The sequence below is a fragment of the Vitiosangium sp. GDMCC 1.1324 genome, assembly GCF_003044305.1.
GTDB lineage: Bacteria > Myxococcota > Myxococcia > Myxococcales > Myxococcaceae > Archangium.
The window spans coordinates 291,113-309,712 of record NZ_PZOX01000018.1; the positions used below are offsets into that span (position 1 = coordinate 291,113).

The window sequence follows — 18,600 nt, forward strand, 5'->3', positions numbered from 1 at the left end:
CTCGCGCTGTGCAATCCCGACGCCGTCGAGGGGAGTCACCGCCCGAACGGTCGCGAGGCGTGTCAGCGGCTCTGGGGCGCGGCGACGGTGGATCCCTTCCGCCCGCGCTTTCCGGACGTCCACTCGTCCCACATGTTGAAGGACTTCATCTGCTGTCCCAGGTCCGTGGTGCGGACCAGCTCCTCCACCTGGGCGCGCGACTGGCGCGGCAGCTTCGCGTCCATCTGCGCGAAGCCGTACGCGAGCGCCCCCATGATCGCCGTGTTGAGCCGCAGTTGCTGCGGATCGCACTTGTCCAGCTCGTCCGAGCGCGCGTGGTAGTTCGGGCCGTAGAGCGCCGGCTCCTGGTTGGCCACCAGGTTGGGCACGCCGTGCAGCATGAAGTCGAAGTTGTCCGTGCCCACGATGGGCGCGTCCACCTGCGTGAAGGGGCCCAATCCCTTCACCGGCTCGAGCGCGCGGTCTACCAGGGGCGGCAGCTCGGGGCGGCCCCCCGTGAAGAAGCCGTTGATGCGTCCGCAGCCGATGTCGAACGAGGACGCCATCACGTGCTTGTCCAGCTCGGCCTCGTGCGCCTGCACGTAGCCCGCCGAGCCGTACATGCCCTGCTCCTCGCCATTCCACAGCGCGAAGCGCAGGGTGCGCGCGGGTTTGATCCCCAACCGCTTCATCTGCCGGGCCACGTCGATGAGCGCCACCACGTTGGCGCCGTTGTCCAGCGCGCCCGTGCCCAGGTCCCACGAGTCCAGGTGCGCGCCCACCACCACCACCTCGTCCGGGCGCGTGCTGCCGCGGATCTCCCCGATGACGTTGTAGCTCTCGTAGGCCGGCCCGGACTGGATGTCGAGCTGAGCCGTGAGCGTCAGCGTCTTGCCCGTGCGCAGCAGCCGCTGGGCGCGCAGGGCTCCGTCACGCTCCATCACCATCATGGGCCGCGTGTTGCGCAGGCCCACCGACACGTTGTGCCGGTACAGCAGGTTGTTGGGTCGCGAGCCCATGTACACCACGCCCGCCGCGCCGGCCGCGAAGGCCCGCTGCTCGATCTCCGCGGACTCGGCGTACTCGCGGAACAGGCCGTCCACGTCCTTCAGTTCCGCCTGCTCCACGAGCAGGAACGCGCCCCTGGCCTTCTGTCCGAGCGCCTGGAAGTCCTTCTCGCCGCCCTTGCCCGCGTCGAGCAGCGGCGCCGTCATGCCCCCCGTGGGAGTGGCGGTGGAGAAGGGCATGGCCGCGATGCGCGGCGAGTAGTCCACCCCGGCACCGCGCACGCTGGCGGACGCCGAGCGCTCCAGCCACAGGCCCGGCATCTGGAAGGCCTCCTTGCGAGCCTCGACACCGGCCTCGCGGAAGCGCGCGAGCGCCCAGTCCACCGAGCGCAGGTTGGCGGGTGAGCCCGTGGCCCTGCCACCCACCTCGTCGACGAGGGACTGCAGGTCGCTCAGCAGCGGCGTGTCCCCGAGGAAGGCGGCGGTCAGCCGTGCCGCCTCGGCCCGCGAGGTCTCCGGGCTCGTCTTGGCCGCGGGCTTGGACGGCTCGGCCGCCAGGGCCGGTGAGCCGAGCAGGGACAGGGACAGGAAGGAGGAGAGCAGTCGACGGGAGGAGGAGGTGCTCAGGCAGGGGCTCCAGGGAGGGTGGGGCGGCGAGCATCCCCTCAGCCCTTCGAGGACGGCAAGGCTGCTCCCGGCCACGGACTCGAGCCCCGGAAACACGAAGGCCCGATGTGAACCGGAGTCCACATCGGGCCTTTGCTGTGAGGCGCCACCCGGATTCGAACCGGGGAATGAAGGTTTTGCAGACCTTTGCCTTACCACTTGGCTATGGCGCCGCGAGAACCGTGTACGGCCTTATATGAACCCGAAACAGCCGGGTCAAGACAGTAGAGGGGGGAGCGTGCAACTCCGTGTCCGGTAGCATCGGGGGCGAGCGGTCCAGCCACCGGAGGGACGTCACGATGCTGCAGGGATATGGGCTGTACCAGGAGGAGCACGAGGCCTTCCGCCGCACGGTCCGGGCGGTGGTGGAGAAGGAGCTGAAGCCCTTCGCCTCCGAGTGGGAGGAGAAGGAGGAGTTCCCCCGGGAGCTCTTCACCCGCTTTGGCGAGCTGGGCTTCTTCGGCCTGAAGTACCCGGAGGAGTTCGGGGGCACCAACGCCGGGGAGCTCTACGAGGCGGTGCTGATCGAGGAGCTGGGGCGCTGCGGCTCGGGCGGGGTCGCCGCCGGCCTGGGGGCCCAGCACACCATCGCCACAGGTCCCCTCCACATGTATGGCACCGAGGAGCAGAAGCGGCGCTTCCTCGTCCCGGCCATCCGGGGGGAGAAGATTGGCGCGCTCGGCATCACCGAGCCGAATGGGGGCTCGGACGTGGCGGGTCTGCGCACCACCGCCCGCCGTGACGGGGAGCACTATGTCGTCAACGGCTCGAAGACCTACATCACCAATGGCGTCCGCGCGGACTTCGTCGTGCTGGCGGTGAAGACGGACCCGGACGCCAGGCACAAGGGCCTGTCCCTGCTGGTGGTGGAGAAGGGGACTCCCGGCTTCTCGGTGGGGCGCAAGCTCAAGAAGCTTGGGTGGCGCGCCTCGGACACCGGGGAGCTCTTCTTCGAGGACTGTCGAGTGCCCGCGGCCAACCTGATTGGTGGGGTGGAGGGGCAGGGCTTCTATCAGATCATGGGCAACTTCCAGTGGGAGCGCCTGACGCTCGCCCTGGGGGCGCTCGGGGCGATGGAGGAGATGCTGGAGGTCGTCATGGCCTACGTGAGGGATCGGCGGGCCTTTGGCCACGCGCTCGGCGAGTTCCAGGTGGTGCGGCACAAGATCGCCGAGCTGGCCACCGAGTTCGAGGCCGCGCGTCAGCTCACCTACCACGCGCTGCGCCTGCACGTGGGAGGGGAGTACGCCATCGCCCAGACGTCCATGGCCAAGAAGGTGGCCACCGAGACGGCCTGCCGGGTCGCTGACGCGTGCCTCCAGCTCCACGGTGGCGCGGGTTACATGATGGAGTACGACATCCAGCGCCACTGGCGGGACGCGCGCCTGGGCCCCATTGGTGGGGGCACCAGCGAGATCATGAACGAGATCATCGCGAAGCAGCTCGGCCTCTAGACGCGCCCGCTCCCCGCGCCCGCTCCCCGGTGGGTCCGCTCTGGGGCGGGCAGGCAGATTGCCGGGAAGGGGCGGGGGGTGCTCCTCGTTCTGCGGGAAAGACCCCGCAGCAGGAGGCCCCGGGTGGTGGATCCCCGAATGCCTTGTACCGAGCTCTACATGAGACTCGGAGACGAGGAAGTGCTCGTGCTCGACTGCCGAGATCCCGAGGATTGGGAGCGCTACAGCCTGCATATCCCTGGTGCCCTGTGGATGCCCTTCGAGGCGCTGCTCCAGGAGTCCCAGGTGCTGCCCGATGATGAGCTCATCGTGGTGGTGGGGTGTTCCCCCGACGACTCCGATGCCCGCCGGGCCTGCCGCCTGCTCCTGCAGCGAGGGTTCAACGCGATCTGCCTGGAGGGGGGCCTCCACGGGTGGATCACCCACGGCCTGCCGACCGAGAGCCATCTGCAGGGCACCTCGGCGAGCGGGCTGTATTGAGCCCGGAAGGCCCCTTCTCGCCGCGGTGCGTAGAAGTCTGGCGCCAAAGGGTGTTAAAGCACGCGCCAATCCCCCGACCCCCTGAAGGGAGTCACACACGTCATGGCCAAGCTTCGCGCTGTCCTCATTGGCGCCACCGGACTCGCCGGCCAGCAGTTCATCGCCGCGCTGAAGGATCATCCCCACATCGAGCTCACGGGGCTGGCGGCCTCGCCGCGCTCGGCGGGCAAAGCGTACGCGGAGGCACTGCGCGCCTCCAACGGGATGACCGCCTGGTTCGTCCCCGAGGCGCTGCCGGAGTCGATCGCGAAGATGAAGGTGGTGAGCGGTGAGGAGGTCCAGGCGAAGGACTACGACATCGCCTTCTCGGCGGTGGAGTCGGACGTGGCCAAGGAGGTGGAGCCCCGGCTCGCCAAGGACATCCCCGTGTTCTCCGCGGCCAGCGCCTTTCGCTACGAGGCGGACGTGCCGCTGCTCATCCCCCCGGTGAACGCCGCCCACGCGCCGCTGGTGCGCGAGCAGCAGAAGCGCCGCGGTTGGAAGGGCTTCATCGTCCCCATCCCCAACTGCACCACCACCGGCATGGCCATCACCCTGGCCCCGCTGGCCGAGCGCTTCGGCATCAAGTCGGTGCTGATGACGTCGCTGCAGGCCATGTCGGGCGCGGGCCGCTCGCCGGGCGTCATCGGCCTGGACATCCTGGACAACGTCATCCCCTTCATCCCCAAGGAGGAGGAGAAGGTCCAGGTGGAGACGAAGAAGATCCTCGGCTCGCTGGAGGGTGGGGCCATCGCTCCGCACGACGTCCGGGTGTCCTGCACGTGTACCCGCGTGGCGGTGATGGAGGGCCACACCGAGTCCGTCTTCGTGTCGCTCTCCCGCAAGGCCTCCGTGCAGGAGGTGGTGTCGGCGATGCGCGAGTGGCGGGGCGCCGAGGTGTCGCGCAACCTGCCGTCCGCGCCGCCGCGGTGGATCGAGGTCCTGGACGATCCCTTCCGTCCGCAGCCTCGCCTGGACCGGGACACCCACGGGGGCATGGCCACCACGGTGGGCCGGGTGCGCGAGGACAGCGTGCTGGAGAATGGCTTCAAGTTCCTGCTCGTCTCGCACAACACGAAGATGGGAGCAGCCAAGGGAGCGATCCTGGTAGCGGAACTGATGCGTGCCCAAGGTCTCCTGGGGTGAGTGGGAGGGGGTGGGTGCTTAACTTTGGGAGTGCCACCCCCGCCGCAACCCATTAGTGTGCGCGCGCACGGACTCAGTCCAAGAGGAGATTTCAATGGCTTACGTGGTCACCGAGCCTTGCATCAAGTGCAAGTACACCGACTGTGTCGAGGTCTGCCCGGTCAACTGCTTCTACGAGGGTGCCAACTTCCTGGTCATCCACCCGGACGAGTGTATCGACTGTGGTGCGTGTGAGCCGGTCTGCCCGACGAAGGCGATCTTCCCGGAGTCGGACCTGCCCTCCGAGTACAAGGAGTACAAGGATCTGAACGCGAAGTTCGCCACCGAGTGGCCGAACATCGCGGAGAAGAAGGATTCGCTGCCCGAGGCCGAGGCGTTCAAGGACAAGAAGGGCAAGCGGAACCTGCTCGAGGCCAAGCCCGGCGGCAAGTAAGCCCCGCCCTCCGCTCCCTGTCTCCCTCCTGGGGGATGGGGGAGCGGGTTGTTCCGAGGCCCTCCGCCGAGAGGCGGCAGGGCCTTTTGCATGTCCGCGGTCCCCTCAAGAGGCCAGGAAGGCGCTGAGCTTCAGCCCACGTTCGGCCAGGGCGTCGCGGATGCGGGCCAGGTCCTTCTGGGGGAAGCGACCACTGCGCCCCTGGATGCGCAGGGCCACCTCGCGCTCGCCCGTGCGCTCCACCTCCACGGTGGCATCCAGCGTTCCCCCCAGCCGCATCGCCAGCGCCGGACGCTGCGACTTCACGAACACCTCGATCTTCTCGATGAGCTCCAGGGCCGCCTGGACGCGGGCCTCGGGGTTGGGGGTCTCCACGGCCTTGGTGCTGGCTCCCTGCGCGCCTGTCTGGCTCACCCCTCCGGCGGTGGGGAGGGCTTCCACCGGAGACGTGGAGGGGGTGGGCTCGGCGCCCGGCGGGGTGGGCGCCGAGCGTGGGGTCACCGGTTCGGCGCGTGGCTCGTGAGCGAGCTCCCGGGCGAGGAACTCGTCCATGCGCTGCTGCACCCGCTCCTGATTCGTCTGGTGCGCATCGCCGCGCACGTCCCGGAGGCGGAGGGCTTCGGTATTCAGGCCCTGGCGCACCTGTCCGAGGTGCTCGGCGCTGGCGAAGGCGCCTCGTTGGGGCGTCCGGGCCAGCCCGGCAATGGCCAGGGTGCTGGTGACGCCCCGCGTGGAGGCCACGGAGGGACGGGCGGCCTGTCCCGGCCGAACCGGGGCCTTCGCCGCCTCCGGGTGAGCCTTCTTCAGCACTTCCTGGAAACGCTCCTGGTTCGACGCCGGCCGGGCCGGCGCTGCCTCGTTACGACCGTCGACCTTCATGGTCCCTCTCGGCGCTGGGTGGTTGCCGAGCGGGAGCACGGCCCATGCCAGGGGGACTCACTGGAGGGACACCGGCAGGGGCTCTCCGGCCGTGGATGGGGGGCTCACCGGCGGGACGCCCGTCCGGGTGACGAGGGCACGGGCATACGGGTACTGTCTGCGTCTCCATGACCACCGACTCCAGCGCCAAGACCCCGCGGATCCTCTCGCGCCGTACCGAGATCATCTTTCTCGTCATCTACTGCATCTGCTTCAGCTTCGGCAGCGTCGTCCATGTGATGGACGTGGTGAAGAACGGACTGACGATGAGCTCCGCGGGGCCCGTGGCTGGCACCTCGATCCCGCTGGTGTGGATCGCCATCAACAAGTCGTTCACGCTGTTCAACCCGCTGACGTTGGTGCTGCTGCTGGTCCGGCGGCGGGTTGGCATCGCGCTCATGGTGGGCATCACCACGACGGTGTTCGTGATGAACCTGGAGCTGATGGCCCAGTGGTGGCTCCAGGCGAAGTTCCTCCATGTCGCCTGGCTCTACCTGAATGGCTCGCTGGGCGTCTTCCAGCTCGTCACGGCGCCCATGATGTGGAGGACTTCCCTGGCGCGAGAGGCCCAGCGCGCCTCCCCGGCCCTCGCCGCCTAGCGCCTGTCTAGCGGCGGCTCGGCTGTCCGAAGGCGCCCGACTGCTCGGGCGCCGCGCCCATCAGATCGTTGACGGCGAGGGGGCAGCGGGCCACGGCGTTGGGATCCGCCAGCATGTTGCCCTGGGACCAGTCGCGGTCCTGGAAGATGAGCCCGTCGCGCAGCTCCAGCTCCTCCAGCCCCTTCTTGAAGCCCCAGAAGCGCCCACGCACCATCAGCCGGGTGCCCTTGGGGATCCGGCTCAGGTCCAGGTACTGCTGGGGCGCGAGCCGCGCGGAGATGTTGACCACGGCGCGCTTCTTCGGCGTGCCGAAGATGTTGAGCTCTTCGGCGTTGGGATCGGGCGGGTACCACACCAGCCGGGCCACGGCCGTGGGCTCCTCGATCTCCTCCTCGACGGGTTCATTCTTGCGCTTCTTGGACTTCTTCTTCTTGGGCTGCTCCACGCGCAGGTCGATCAAGTCGAGGCCGCCGAAGGCCACCTGCCGGTCGAGATAGTTCTCGCGGAACACCTTCTCGGCGGAGCTGGCGGCGGTGGAGTTGGCCCGGCGGACCTCGATCTCGTAGCGATCGCGCAGGGCGGGGAGGGTGAGGAAGAAGCTGTCGATGGGCTGTAGCCCCTCGGAGATGAAGCGCAGCTTGCCCACGTCGATGGTGAGTGCCATGGGCCCGAGGGCGGCCGCGGTCTGGAACCAGTCGGGGGGCATCTTGCGGTCGATCAGCACGCGCCGCACCATGGCCACCAGGTACACGTTGGCCTGGAAGCGCGGGGTGCTGAGCTGCGTGCCGAGCGCCTGGACGAGCAGGGGGTCCAGGTAGAAGTTCTCATCGCGCTTGTGGAGCAGGGGCGCGGTCTCTCCGAGCAGCGTGAGCATCCCCGCCAGGAGCTGGGCGCAGTTCGGATCCTTCGTCCCTCGCACGAGGGCCTGCTGGAAGCCGGTCTTGAGGAAGCGGCGGTCGAAGTCTTCTTCCCGGATGTTGGGAACGTCGTTGCCGGAGCCGAAGAACACCTCGGGCTGGGCGGCTGCGGGGAGGGAGACGAGGCTGAGGGCGAGTGCGAGGAGCGCGGGTCGCATCGCGCCGCAGGTTAGCACGCCGGGCGGCCTGGCTCGCCGGGGTGATGCGGAGGGTGAAACGCGCCGGAGCCGGAGTGAGGACTGTCCGGCGGCCTGGACAGGGGGCGCTGCGACGGGGGCGTGCTTCCTGCACTGGCCTGCCTTTTCGTCTGTTTGACCCGCCCGGATTTGTGTACCTTGGCCGGTGCCATGTCGAACCCGGAGAACCCCCAGCCGGTCACCATCGCTCAGATCAAGACCGAGGCTGAGTTGTGGCAGGCGCTCGCCATCCGCGAGGTGGTGTTCATCGAGGAGCAGCACGTCCCCGAGGGCATCGAGCGAGACGCCGAGGATGCGAAGGCGTACCACGTGCTGGCGTTCCAAGGTGGGCACGCCATTGGGACGGGGCGCCTGGTGATGTTGCCCGAACCGCCGCCCGGAGAGACCGGGACGTGGGCGCAGATTGGCCGCATGGCGGTGCTGCAGGCGCACCGCAAGGCCCGGGTAGGCGCGATGCTGCTGACGTCGCTGGAGGACGAGGCGCGGCGCCGGGGCGTGAACGGCATCATGCTGCACTCGCAGTTGTACGCGCTCGAGTTCTACAAGAAGCAGGGCTACGAGGCGCTGGGCCCGGTCTTCAAGGAAGCGGGCATCGACCACCTGGAGATGCGCAAGAAGCTGTAGCTCGTGGCTTCCCGCGCGTCCGGTCAGATCCTCCGTCCGCGCTCGGCCGGGGTCTGCGCATGGCGCGGATCCTCGGGCCAGCTGTGCTTCGGGTACTTGCGGCACAGCTCCTTGCGGATGGCGGGGTAGTGCCGCTCCCAGAAGCCAGCGAGGTCCTTGGTGACCTGGACCGCGCGCATGTTGGGCGCGAGCAGGTGGAGCACGAGCGGAACCCTCCCGGCACACACGCTGGGCCCCTGGGCCATCCCGAAGAAGTCCTGGAGGCGGGACTCGACCCAAGGGGGTTTTCCGGGCTCGTAGTGGACCTTGGCGGTGCGCCCGCCGGGGAGGGAGACCTTCTCGGGGGCGTGGTTGGAGAGGAGCCGGGCCTGCTCGGCGGTGAGTCGGGAGTAGAGCGCGTCGAGGAGTGACACGCCCTCGAGGTCCGCGAAGCTCCGGGCGCCGGCGCACAGGGACGCGAGCGAGTCGCGCATGAACGCCTCATCCACGGTGGGGAACCCGGCCTCGGGAAACGCCTGGGCGAGCAGGGCGACGCGGGTGCGCCACTGCTCGAGGGCCTCGGGGTCGGCGAAGCGGCCGGGGCCGGCGGCGAGGGCCTGCTCGACGAGCACGCGCGCGGCCTCCTCGGAGGGAGGCGCGGGGGTCCGGGTCTCCTCGAGGACGAGGTTGCCGTAGGACAGGCGGGTGATGCGCTCGACGCGCTTGGAGGTGGGGTTCCACTGGAGGGCGTCCACTTCCTCCAGGGCGTCGGGGTACAGGTCGAGGAGCCACTCGGGCTCGACGGAGCTGGCCAGGCGGATGATGACGCCGCGGCCGGGGCGCTCCTCGGCGTCGACGGCGATCATCAGCTCGGGCTCCTGGACGACGCTGACCTCCGAGAGCTGCGCGGTGCCACCGCCGAAGAGGAGGAGCTCGGGAGAGCGGGGCTTGCGGCGGCGGGCCACACGATCCGGGTAGCCAGCCAGCGCGCTGAGCATCAGCGCCTGTTCCACGTCCTCGGGGCGGGAGGGACGCTGACCTTGCTCGCGCACGGCGCGCCGGAGCTGGCGCTGCACGCGATCCACTGCCTGCACGGCGCCCTGCTCGAGGGAGAGCGACTGCACCCGGCCGGAGGAGAAATTGGAGCGCTCGGCCTCGCGGAATCGCTCGAGCAGCTCCAGTAGATCCGAGGGCCCGGCGACGACGTTGGCGGCGCGGCCGGGGCCGGAGAGGTTGGTGCGGGCCTCGCGGCGGATGTCGCGCTCACCCACGAGGGCGGCGAGCAGGGCTGCGTCCGCGCCGACGCCCCGCCGCTCGCCTTCGACGATGATGCGGGCCTGCCGGGGGTGCAGGGGGAAGCGCAGGAGCCGCTGGCCGATGTCCGTGACGGACCCATTGGAGGCCACGGCGCCCAGGCGGCGCAGGAGCGTCTCGGCGGCCTCGAGCGAGGCGGCGGGAGGGGCCTCGAAGAAGGGGAAGGAGACGAGGTCCTTCACGCCCGAGGCGCGCAGGGAGAGGATGGTCTCCGCCAGGTCCATGCGGCGGATTTCGGGGGCGTCCTGCTCGGGGCGGCCGTCGAAGTCGTGCTGGGTGTAGAGGCGGAGACAGTGGCCGGAGCGGGTACGGCCGGCGCGGCCGGCGCGCTGGGTGGCGGATGCGCGGCTCACCTTGGCGAGCTTGAGGATGGGCAGCCCGGACCAGGGCGAGTGCGAGGCCACGCGGGCGAGGCCACTGTCGATGACGGCGGCGACGCCATCGATGGTGACGGAGGTCTCCGCCACGTTGGTGGAGAGGATGATCTTCCGGCGCGAGCTACGGCGCACGGCGCGGTCCTGCTCGGCGGGAGGCAGGTCTCCGTGGAGGGGGAGCAGGTCGATGCCGTGGCGCTCGGCGAACTCGGCGCAGGTGTCCTTGGCGCGGCGGATTTCACCGGCGCCGGGGAGGAACACGAGCACATCACCGTCGAGGCCATTGGCGTGGAGCCGCTTGATGCCGGAGAGCACCTGGGCATCGAGGTAGCGGTCATCGGTGGTGGGGAGGTACTCGAGGCTGACGTCGAAGCGGCGGCCCTCGGAGCGGAGGGTGGGGCAGTTGCCGAGGTAGGCGCTGATGGGAGCGGCCTCGAGCGTGGCGGACATGACCACGATCTTCAGGTCGGGCCGGGGGCCCTGCTGGAGGCGGCGCAGGAGGGCGAGCGAGATGTCGGCGGAGAGGTGGCGCTCGTGGAACTCGTCGAGCACGACGACGCCCACGTCGCGCAGGGTGGGGTCGGAGAGGAGGCGGCGGCCGAGCACGCCCTCGGTGACGAAGGAGAGGCGGGTCTTGGGGCCGCGGACGTCCTCGAAGCGGACCTGGTAGCCGACGGTCTCGCCCACGCGCTCGCCGATCTCCTCGGAGACGCGCTGGGCGGCGAGCCGGGTGGGGAGGCGGCGGGGCTGGAGGACGACGATCTCCTTGCCCTGGCCGAGGCCGGCCTCGAGCAGGGCGCGGGGGACGCGGGTCGTCTTACCGGCGCCGGGAGGGGCCTCGAGCACGAGAGACTTCGCGCCACGCAGGGTGGAGACGATCTCGGGCAGGAGCGGGTCGATGGGAAGGGCGACGTCGGCCATGGCCGATTCCTCTTAACGGTGGCCCGAGGCTTCGGCCTTCTTGCGTCCTCGTTTGGCTGGCGCCTTCGGAGCGGACTTCGCTTCGGCGGCGGGCTCCGGAGCCGAGGCCTCCGCGGGAGGAGGCTCGGCGGCCAGGGGAGCGGGAGGAGGCTCGGGAGCGGGCGGGGCTTCGGGAGCTGGAGCCGCGGCGGCCTCGGGAGCTGGAGCCGCCTCGGGAGCCGGAGGTGCCTCGGGGGTACCCGGCTCGGGGGGAGCGGCCTCGGAGAGCGCCGCGAGCTCGGCCAGCTCGGCGGCACTGGGCTCGACGGAGTTGCTCTCGAGGGGCGCCGTGTCGGGGGCCTCGGTCTCGGGGGCCTCGGCCTCGGGAGGGGCCATCTCGGTCGAGTCCAGGAACGGCAGCCCGCGGCCGGCGCGCTTGCGCGGCTTGGAGGCGAGGCCGGAGTTCTCGAAGGTATCGGGGATGGGGGCGAGGGCGGCCTCGGCGAGGCAGCGGGCCTGGCGCAGGGCGACGTCCAGCCGCTTGCCGAGGGAGATGAGCTCGGCGCGAAGGGGAGCGGCCTGCTCGTGGGGGAGCTGCACGGGGGCGAAGCAGGACTGCCACTGGGCGTGGGCGGCGGCGACCTGGCTCAGCACGGGGCGGACGAAGGAGAAGTCGTCGCGGGCGAGGATGCGGGAGACGTAGGAGGACTTGAGGCGGCGCTCGTAGCTGGCGACGAACTCCTGGAGGGTGTCGCGGGAGGCGCGGCGGAGCTGGGGGAACTTGAGGTGGGGGAAGAGGGCCTCGATGACGGGCGAGCGGCTGCTGGCGCAGAAGGTGATGCCGGCGTGGAGCTTCTCGAGGGAGTCGACCCAGAGGTTCTGCAGGGTGAAGGAGAACTCCTCGCGGACCTCCTCGAGCTCGGGCAGGTCGCGCACCTTCTCGAGGATGGAGGCGGCGGGGGCGCGCTCGGTGCGGACGATCTGGAGGGCGGTGGCCAGCCACTCCTTCTCGCGCTCCAGACCCGGACGGCCCGCGAGCAGCTCATCGGCGGCGGCGAGGCGCGAGTCGAAGGCCTCGGCGAAACGGACGAGATCGTAGGCTTCGAGGGTGGACAGCGACATGGGGTGGGGACTCCTCGGGTCCTGGGCGGGACGGCGGAGATAGCACACCCCGGGCGGAGGGATGCCGGAAGAGCGAACCCGGCTCAGCGCCCGTCGAGCAGGGCGGCGAGCGCTCCGGGGGCGGTCAGGTCGGGGAAGGCGTATTCGGCGCCGGAGGAGAGCAGGGCCTCGGGGGTGAAGCCGCCGGTGCCCACGCCGATGCAGGTGGCGCCGATGCCCTTGGCGGCGGCGACGTCCTTGGGGGTATCGCCGATGATGACGACGCGGCACTCCTCGAGGGGAACGCCGAGCTGGGAGGCGCCGCTCCGGGCGCCGTGGCGGATGAGCTCGGTGCGGTCCTCGTGGTCGCAGCCGAAGCCGCCGAAGGAGAAGCGGTCATGGATGCGGACGCGCTCGAGCTTGATGCGGGCGCCCTCGCGCACATTCCCGGTGCCGAGCCCCACGGCGAAGCCCTTGCGGGCGAGGGAGGCCTCGACGGCCTCGCGCATGCCGGGGTGGAGGCGGTAGTCGCGCTCATGGACGCGGGGGACCTCGTCGGCGAGGTGCTGGAGGTAGGCGTCGATGACGGCGGAGATGGCGTCGGGGGAGGGGTGGACGCCGATGAGGTCGAGCGCCTTGCGGACGATGGCCCGGTCGGTCATGCCGGACAGGCTGAAGGAGTCACAGGCATCGCGGCGGGAGTGGAGCCTCTCGAAGGCCCGCGCCATGGAGCGGCGGCCGGCGCCTCCGGTGGTGACGAGGGTGCCATCGATGTCGAAGAGGAGCACGGTGGGGCGCATGGCCCCCCATCTAACGGAAGCCTGGGCCCGATGCGAGCCTCATGGCTCGATGTAGCTGAGTCCCTGCTGGATGGCCTCTCGGACGGCGAGGTCCTCCTCGAACGGCAGCCGCTCCTCGAGCACCCTGCGGGCCTCGGGGCCACCCAGGCGTCCGAGCGTCCGGGCCGCGGTGGCGCGCACCTGGTCGCTGTGATCGGAGAGGAGGGGGGTCAGCAGGGGGATGACCTCGAGCCCTTCGCGGCGGCTCAGGGCGAGCGTGGCGGCGGCGCGGACGGAGTCGGGGCTGGCCGGGCTGCGCAGCAGGCCCTGGAGCCGCTGGGAGGCCTCGGGATGAGCCACCACGGCCATGGCGGCGACGGCGCGGGTGCGCTGGGGCTCGGGGGCCTTCGGGTTGTTGGCGAGCCCGGTGAGCTCGGTGAGTGCCTCGGGGCCGAGCGGGGCCCAGTCGGCGGCGCGGGGGGTGGAGTCGGGGCTGTCGAGCAGCCGGAGGATCTCCTCGTGCAACGCGCCGAGGGGCTGCGGGGCGCTGGGGGCGGAGGGCGGCAACAGGGCGGCGGTGGACACACCCCAGGGGGAGGGGCCCGTCAGCAGCAGCGCGCTGAGGGAACAAGCCCCCAACAGGTGTGTGTGCCACCGGCGTGGCGTGGAGGGAAGGGGTCGGGAGATGGGCATGGGGGGAGCTCCCTCGTTTGATGCTTCTGCGGACCCTGGTTATAGGCCGGAGGGCACGAGAGATTCGAACCACCCCGGTTTTCTTTCGTTGAGAATGGATAGTTGAAGTATCGCGGCGTCCGGTTGAAGTCATGGGGCGCGCCGGTATTGTCGCGTCGCCATGGCCGGACGCGTCTTCTTCTTCCTGCAGCACGCCACGTACGAGCCCGCGTTCCAGGCGGCGTCGATGGGAATCACGGCGGCGGCGATGGGGGACGAGGTGTACTTCGTGTTCGCCTTCGATGCGCTGCGCTCGCTGGTGCGCGGCAGCTTCGGTCTGCCTCACAGCGAGAAGGAGTTGTCGGAGAGTGCGCGAGCGGAGGGGCTCGGTGTGCCTTCACCTGCGCGCATGCTCGAGGAGGCGCGTGCGCTGGGGGCGAAGCTGGTGGCGTGCGACACCACGGTAAGAATCTGTGGCTACGCGCCGGACGACCTGAAGGGGACGCTGGACGAGGTGATGGGGCTTGCGTCGCTGTGGAGGCTGACGGCAGGTGCACGCACCCTTGCCCTCTAGGTAGGCCTGGAGTTGATGCTGGCCGTGTGCGCGTGGGAAGGGGTATCCTCGGCACACTTTCGGGGCCGGTCCCTGTGAGCGCGGGGAGAACCCGCGCCAGTATTTCGAGGAGCGACTTCTACGCTATGCGCGCCAAATTGACCCTGCTGAGCGCCCTGGTTCTGGGCACCGTGATCGCCACGGGCTGCCAGACCTATGACTTCGAACCGGTGGAGCCACTCGCCATCTCGCAGACGACGAAGACGCGAGTCCTCCAGGCGCGTCAGGCCAAGCCGAACCTGATGCTGCTGGTGGACACGTCCGGTTCGATGACGCTGCCGGTGAACCCGGCACTTCCGGCCTGCAATCCAGGTGGCTCGCGGTGTGGCTCCAAGACGCTCCCGTGCGACACCTCCGTCTGCGCTACGCGCTGGTCCTCGCTGCAGGACGCGATGAAGGACTTCCTCACGCGCAGCGGTTCCATTGCCCGCTTCGGACTGGCCACCTACCCGGACCTGAACGCGGACAAGGACTACCAGTGTGGAGGGGCCACGGGTCTGACGGCGCTGACGGAAGCCCTGCCCGAGGGGGAGGCGGATGACGTGGCCACCCTCACGAACAAGGCCACCAATGTGAACAACAAGCTCCAGGCCATCAAGAACAGCTCGTCCTCTTCGAGTGTGACGGTCCCGGCGGGAGGCACGCCCACCAGCCTGAGCCTGCGCTTCGTGGGCAACAACCCGGCGCTGCAGTCGGCTGCCCGGTCCAACTTCGTGCTGCTGCTGACCGACGGTCTTCCCAACTGCAACCCGCAGAATGTGAACGCCTATCCGAGCGCGAATTGCCGCTGCACGCTGGACAATCCCGAGTTCTGCAAGTCGGCCCCCTACGACAACCTGGGCTGCCTCGACAAGGATGGCTCGGTGGTGGCGGTCCAGGAGCTGAAGGCCAAGAACATCTCGACCATCGTCATTGGCTTCGGCGCGGAGACGGCCACCGGCACGGGTCCGGAGGTGCTCAACGCCATGGCCCGGGCGGGTGGCTTCTCGGATACGTACTTTCAGGCGGCCAACAAGGATGAGCTGGTGACGGCGCTGAGGAAGATCAGCGAGACCATCAATGTGGCGGAGCCCTGCGTGATCAAGTTCGAGGACAACGAGGCTCCGAGCTCGCAGGAACTGGTGGTGGTCTACCTGAACGGGGATCGCGTCGCTTCGGGGCCGGACACCTGGAACCTGAGCGGCAATACGCTCACCTTCACGGGCTCCACGTGCGCGCGCATCGAGGCCTCCACGTCGGCGTCCCCGGTGAACATCGAGGTTCGAGCCGTTCAGCGGCAGTAGTCCTCAGGGGCGGCTTTACGCGGTGAAGGGGCGGGGCTATGTCTCCGGCCCCCGCCCGGGCCGCCCATGAAGATCACCATCCTCTCGCGCTCCGCCTCCATTTCGTCCACCAAGCGACTGGTCGAGGCCGGGCGCGCGAGAGGGCACCAGGTGCGTGTGCTCAACCCGATCCGGGTGGAGATGCACCTGGATGGACAGCGCGCCCACCTCTACTACCGGCGCCGCAAGCTGTCCCTGTGCGACGTGGTCATCCCGCGCATCGCGCAGTCCATCAGCAACTACGGATTGGCGGTGGTGAACCAGTTCGCCATGTGCGGGGTTCCGCTGGTGAACACGGCGCGGGCGATCGCCGAGTCGCGCAACAAGCTGCGCTCGCTGCAGTTGTTGTCGGCGCACGGCATCAACATCCCGGCGACGGTGATGGCGCGTGACGCGGCGGACCTGAAGGCCATGGTGGGCCTGGTGGGTGGCGTGCCGGTGCTGGTGAAGCTGCTGCAGGGCCAGGAGAAGCACGGGGTGATGGTGTGCGAGAGCCTGCAGTCGTTGGAGGCGGCGCTCGAGGCCATTCTCGGGTTGGGGCACAACCTGGTCGTCCAGCAGTACGTGCAGAACACCGGACAGGACGTGCGGGTGCTGGTGGTGGGGGGGCGAGCGGTGGCGGCGGTGCGGCGCCGGCCGCGGGTCGGGCGGCTCTCCTACACGTTGAACCGGGGCGCGAGGCTGGAGGGCATCGAGCTGACGGAGTCGCAGCGGGTGGCGGCGGAGAAGACGGCCTCGCTGGTGGGGCTGGAAGTGGCGGCGGTGGACCTGCTGGACGTGCAGGAGGGGCGGCCGAAGGTCTTCGAGGTCAACAGCTCGCCGGCCCTTCCGGAGATGGAGACGGCCACGGGGCTGGACCTGGCCAGCATCATCATCCAGCGCGCCGAGGAACTGGTGGCCGGAGGGCCGAGGGTGGGGTTGTCGGAGCCGGAGTTGATGGCTCCCCCCCGGCGGAAGCGTGCCTCCAAGGCCTCGGCGAACGGGGTGTGAACAGAAAGAGGTCCTCGGGCGTTGGAGGGGCGGTGATATAGGGGGCCCGCTCCCTGACTCTTTGTGAGGAGAACGACGCATGCTGCACTTCCGACGCATCAGCTCCCTGGCCGCCGCGGTGGTGGCTCTTGTCTGCACCCAGGTCTACGCCGAGGGCCAGGTGGACCCCACGACCCTCTACGAGGTGAGCACGGAGGGGACGTCCACCAAGGTCAAGGCGGGAGAGCAGGGCGTGTTCGTGCTGTCCATCAAGAGCAAGCAGGGGGCGCACGTGTCCGACGAGGCGCCGCTGAAGCTGGAGCTCAAGGGGACGCAGGTGACGCCGACCCAGGAGAAGCTGGCGCTGAAGGACTCGGTGGCGAAGAAGGCGGCGGGGCAGCAGTTCGCGGATCCGCGCTTCGAGGTGCCGTTCAAGGCCGCCGCGGCGGGCAAGGGCACGCTGGAGGCGAAGCTGACCTTCTTCATCTGCACGGAGCAGCTCTGCGCCCGGCAGCAGAAGACGTTCTCCATTCCTGTCGAGGTTCTCTAGTCCGTGGTGCGCCAGCGTTCGTCGAAGGGAAGTGAGCGGGGAGAGCGCGGGGGTCGTGAGCGGGGAGGGGACCGCGAACGCTCCGAGCAGCGCTACGTCTATGGAGTGAACCCGGTCCTCGAGTCACTCCGAGCGCATGCGGAGCGGGTGGAGCGCCTCTTCATCACCGAGGGTCAGCTCGCGGCGAAGGCGGCGGCGGAGATCTTCAGCCGTGCGAGGGACGCGGGCATCCGGGTGGAGCGGGTGCCCCGGGAGCGCCTGGCGGCGCTGACCGACGGGGGCGTGCACCAGGGAGTGGTGGCCGAACTGCGGGGCTTCGACTACGCGGATCTGCCGGACCTGTTGGAGGCGGCCGAGTCGAGCGGGCGCCCGCCGCTGTTGGTGGTGCTGGACGGCATTCAGGATCCGCACAACTTCGGGGCCATCGTCCGCTCGGCACACGCGCTGGGGGCGCACGGGGTGATCATCGCCAAGGACCGGGCGGTGCCGGTGACGGGGGTGGTGGCCAAGGCCTCGGCGGGGGCGGTGGAGCACTGTCCCATCGCTCGGGTGACCAACCTCTCGCGGGCCCTGGAGGAACTGAAGGAGGCTGGGGTGTGGATCGCCGCGGCGGATCCCCACTCGAACGAGTCCCTGTGGAGCGCCCGGCTGGACGGGCCGTTGGCGGTGGTGGTGGGGGCCGAGGGAGCAGGCGTGCGCCAGGGCGTCCTGGAGCACTGTGACTTCCGTCTCAGGATACCGATGCTGGGTCAGGTGGGTTCCCTGAATGCGTCTGTTTCGGCGGCGATTCTGCTATACGAGGCCGCCCGGCAGCGGGGGACGTCGCGTCCCGGTGCCGGAAGTTGACTCGTCCGGATCAAACTCCTTGACTTGGACGGCGGGGACTTCTAAAAGGGCGCGCCTCGACGGGACGGGTGGTTGGCGGTTCCCGGCGACGGGATGGGCGGGTAGGGGACGAAGCCGGAGTGTTGAATGCCGGTGTAGCTCAGTCGGTAGAGCAACTGATTTGTAATCAGTAGGTCGCGGGTTCAAGTCCCGCCGCCGGCCAAGCACGGGGCCGCGGATGAGGGCCCGGGATGAAAAAGCAGTAGGAAGAAACAGCGGTTTCAAGGTAGTTGAGGATAGCGGTTGCGGAGGGGTACCCAAGCGGCCAAAGGGAGCAGACTGTAAATCTGCCGGCTCTACGCCTTCGTTGGTTCGAATCCAACCCCCTCCATCGCCATCGCGGGAATAGCTCAGTTGGTAGAGCGTCAGCCTTCCAAGCTGAATGTCGTGGGTTCGAGTCCCATTTCCCGCTCCAGTTGTTGTTGTCGCAGATACAAGCCCTGATAGCTCAGTTGGCAGAGCGCATCCTTGGTAAGGATGAGGTCACCAGTTCAATCCTGGTTCAGGGCTCCATTTTTCGAGGAGCGTTATGTCCAAGGAAAAGTTCGACAGAAGCTTGCCGCACGTCAACATCGGCACCATCGGCCACGTTGACCACGGCAAGACGTCCCTGACGGCGGCCATCACCAAGGTGCTGGCGAAGACCGGCGGCGCGACCTTCCTCGCGTACGACCAGATCGACA

At 69.2% G+C, this 18,600-nt stretch carries 19 protein-coding genes and 5 tRNA genes; 16 read left to right on the top strand and 8 right to left on the bottom strand.

All coding sequences use genetic code 11. The features are described from left to right. Positions 1 to 62 precede the first annotated feature (62 nt). Together DAT35_RS40565 and DAT35_RS40570 are read right to left on the bottom strand one after the other, a co-directional pair. A complete protein-coding gene (locus DAT35_RS40565; RefSeq protein WP_233262006.1) occupies positions 63 to 1,736 on the bottom strand; it encodes a M20/M25/M40 family metallo-hydrolase in 1,674 nt (557 codons plus the stop codon). A gap of 17 nt (positions 1,737 to 1,753) precedes the next feature. After that, positions 1,754 to 1,825 (bottom strand) — tRNA-Cys (locus DAT35_RS40570). A 126-nt stretch (positions 1,826 to 1,951) separates the two neighbouring features. On the opposite strand from DAT35_RS40570, the gene DAT35_RS40575 reads away from it, so the two are divergent. From DAT35_RS40575 to fdxA, 4 genes are all read left to right on the top strand, one after another. After that, the gene (locus DAT35_RS40575; RefSeq protein WP_108074658.1) at positions 1,952 to 3,106 is read left to right on the top strand and encodes an acyl-CoA dehydrogenase family protein; all 1,155 of its coding nucleotides are present in this window, start codon (positions 1,952 to 1,954) and stop codon (positions 3,104 to 3,106) included. A 138-nt stretch (positions 3,107 to 3,244) separates the two neighbouring features. After that, on the top strand, positions 3,245 to 3,586 hold the full coding sequence (locus tag DAT35_RS40580; RefSeq protein ID WP_108074659.1) for a rhodanese-like domain-containing protein: 342 nt from the start codon (positions 3,245 to 3,247) through the stop codon (positions 3,584 to 3,586). A gap of 102 nt (positions 3,587 to 3,688) precedes the next feature. Further along, on the top strand, positions 3,689 to 4,771 hold the full coding sequence (gene asd / locus DAT35_RS40585; RefSeq protein ID WP_108074660.1) for an aspartate-semialdehyde dehydrogenase: 1,083 nt from the start codon (positions 3,689 to 3,691) through the stop codon (positions 4,769 to 4,771). A 94-nt stretch (positions 4,772 to 4,865) separates the two neighbouring features. After that, entirely contained in the window at positions 4,866 to 5,204 is a 339-nt protein-coding gene (gene fdxA, locus DAT35_RS40590) for a ferredoxin FdxA (RefSeq protein ID WP_108074661.1), read from the top strand. Between the two features lie 105 nt (positions 5,205 to 5,309). Here fdxA and DAT35_RS40595 read toward each other — a convergent pair whose 3' ends face one another. After that, positions 5,310 to 6,083, bottom strand: a complete 774-nt coding sequence (locus DAT35_RS40595; protein ID WP_108074662.1) for a hypothetical protein — start codon at positions 6,081 to 6,083, stop codon at positions 5,310 to 5,312. Positions 6,084 to 6,250: 167 nt separating this feature from the next. Between DAT35_RS40595 and DAT35_RS40600 the strand changes: the two genes are divergently transcribed. Then, positions 6,251 to 6,721, top strand: coding sequence for a hypothetical protein (locus tag DAT35_RS40600; protein WP_108074663.1), 471 nt, complete (start codon positions 6,251 to 6,253; stop codon positions 6,719 to 6,721). Between the two features lie 7 nt (positions 6,722 to 6,728). Here DAT35_RS40600 and DAT35_RS40605 read toward each other — a convergent pair whose 3' ends face one another. Next, positions 6,729 to 7,796, bottom strand: a complete 1,068-nt coding sequence (locus DAT35_RS40605) for a hypothetical protein (protein WP_108074664.1) — start codon at positions 7,794 to 7,796, stop codon at positions 6,729 to 6,731. Positions 7,797 to 7,985: 189 nt separating this feature from the next. Between DAT35_RS40605 and DAT35_RS40610 the strand changes: the two genes are divergently transcribed. After that, positions 7,986 to 8,459 (top strand): GNAT family N-acetyltransferase, encoded by a 474-nt coding sequence (locus DAT35_RS40610; RefSeq protein WP_108074665.1) that lies wholly within the window; start codon positions 7,986 to 7,988, stop codon positions 8,457 to 8,459. 23 nt (positions 8,460 to 8,482) lie between these two features. Here the strand turns inward: DAT35_RS40610 and hrpB are convergent, their stop codons facing one another. The 4 genes from hrpB to DAT35_RS40630 all read right to left on the bottom strand — a co-directional run bounded on the left by hrpB (position 8,483) and on the right by DAT35_RS40630 (position 13,599). After that, positions 8,483 to 11,047, bottom strand: a complete 2,565-nt coding sequence (gene hrpB, locus DAT35_RS40615; protein ID WP_108074666.1) for an ATP-dependent helicase HrpB — start codon at positions 11,045 to 11,047, stop codon at positions 8,483 to 8,485. Between the two features lie 12 nt (positions 11,048 to 11,059). Beyond that, positions 11,060 to 12,148 carry a hypothetical protein gene (locus DAT35_RS40620; protein ID WP_108074667.1) on the bottom strand — a complete coding sequence of 363 codons (1,089 nt, stop codon included), beginning with the start codon at positions 12,146 to 12,148 and terminating at the stop codon, positions 11,060 to 11,062. Between the two features lie 83 nt (positions 12,149 to 12,231). Further along, positions 12,232 to 12,927 carry an HAD family hydrolase gene (locus DAT35_RS40625; protein ID WP_108074668.1) on the bottom strand — a complete coding sequence of 232 codons (696 nt, stop codon included), beginning with the start codon at positions 12,925 to 12,927 and terminating at the stop codon, positions 12,232 to 12,234. A gap of 39 nt (positions 12,928 to 12,966) precedes the next feature. Then, on the bottom strand, positions 12,967 to 13,599 hold the full coding sequence (locus DAT35_RS40630) for a HEAT repeat domain-containing protein (RefSeq protein WP_108074669.1): 633 nt from the start codon (positions 13,597 to 13,599) through the stop codon (positions 12,967 to 12,969). A 160-nt stretch (positions 13,600 to 13,759) separates the two neighbouring features. On the opposite strand from DAT35_RS40630, the gene DAT35_RS40635 reads away from it, so the two are divergent. The 10 genes from DAT35_RS40635 to DAT35_RS40680 form a co-directional block, all read left to right on the top strand. Then, on the top strand, positions 13,760 to 14,152 hold the full coding sequence (locus DAT35_RS40635; RefSeq protein ID WP_108074670.1) for a DsrE family protein: 393 nt from the start codon (positions 13,760 to 13,762) through the stop codon (positions 14,150 to 14,152). A 125-nt stretch (positions 14,153 to 14,277) separates the two neighbouring features. Then, positions 14,278 to 15,474 carry an adventurous gliding motility lipoprotein CglB gene (gene cglB, locus DAT35_RS40640; protein WP_108074671.1) on the top strand — a complete coding sequence of 399 codons (1,197 nt, stop codon included), beginning with the start codon at positions 14,278 to 14,280 and terminating at the stop codon, positions 15,472 to 15,474. A gap of 66 nt (positions 15,475 to 15,540) precedes the next feature. After that, positions 15,541 to 16,503 carry a RimK family alpha-L-glutamate ligase gene (locus DAT35_RS40645; RefSeq protein WP_108074672.1) on the top strand — a complete coding sequence of 321 codons (963 nt, stop codon included), beginning with the start codon at positions 15,541 to 15,543 and terminating at the stop codon, positions 16,501 to 16,503. Positions 16,504 to 16,582: 79 nt separating this feature from the next. Continuing rightward, the gene (locus tag DAT35_RS40650; protein ID WP_108074673.1) at positions 16,583 to 17,032 is read left to right on the top strand and encodes a hypothetical protein; all 450 of its coding nucleotides are present in this window, start codon (positions 16,583 to 16,585) and stop codon (positions 17,030 to 17,032) included. Between the two features lie 6 nt (positions 17,033 to 17,038). Then, positions 17,039 to 17,878, top strand: a complete 840-nt coding sequence (gene rlmB / locus DAT35_RS40655) for a 23S rRNA (guanosine(2251)-2'-O)-methyltransferase RlmB (RefSeq protein ID WP_108074689.1) — start codon at positions 17,039 to 17,041, stop codon at positions 17,876 to 17,878. 128 nt (positions 17,879 to 18,006) lie between these two features. Continuing rightward, a tRNA-Thr gene (locus tag DAT35_RS40660) sits at positions 18,007 to 18,079 on the top strand. Between the two features lie 85 nt (positions 18,080 to 18,164). Further along, positions 18,165 to 18,248, top strand: a tRNA-Tyr gene (locus DAT35_RS40665). Between the two features lie 8 nt (positions 18,249 to 18,256). Next, positions 18,257 to 18,332 (top strand) — tRNA-Gly (locus DAT35_RS40670). A gap of 22 nt (positions 18,333 to 18,354) precedes the next feature. Further along, positions 18,355 to 18,430: transfer RNA gene (locus tag DAT35_RS40675), tRNA-Thr, on the top strand. Between the two features lie 16 nt (positions 18,431 to 18,446). Next, positions 18,447 to 18,600, top strand: a 154-nt coding sequence (locus DAT35_RS40680; RefSeq protein ID WP_233262011.1) for a GTP-binding protein, incomplete at its 3' end; no start/stop codon positions are given.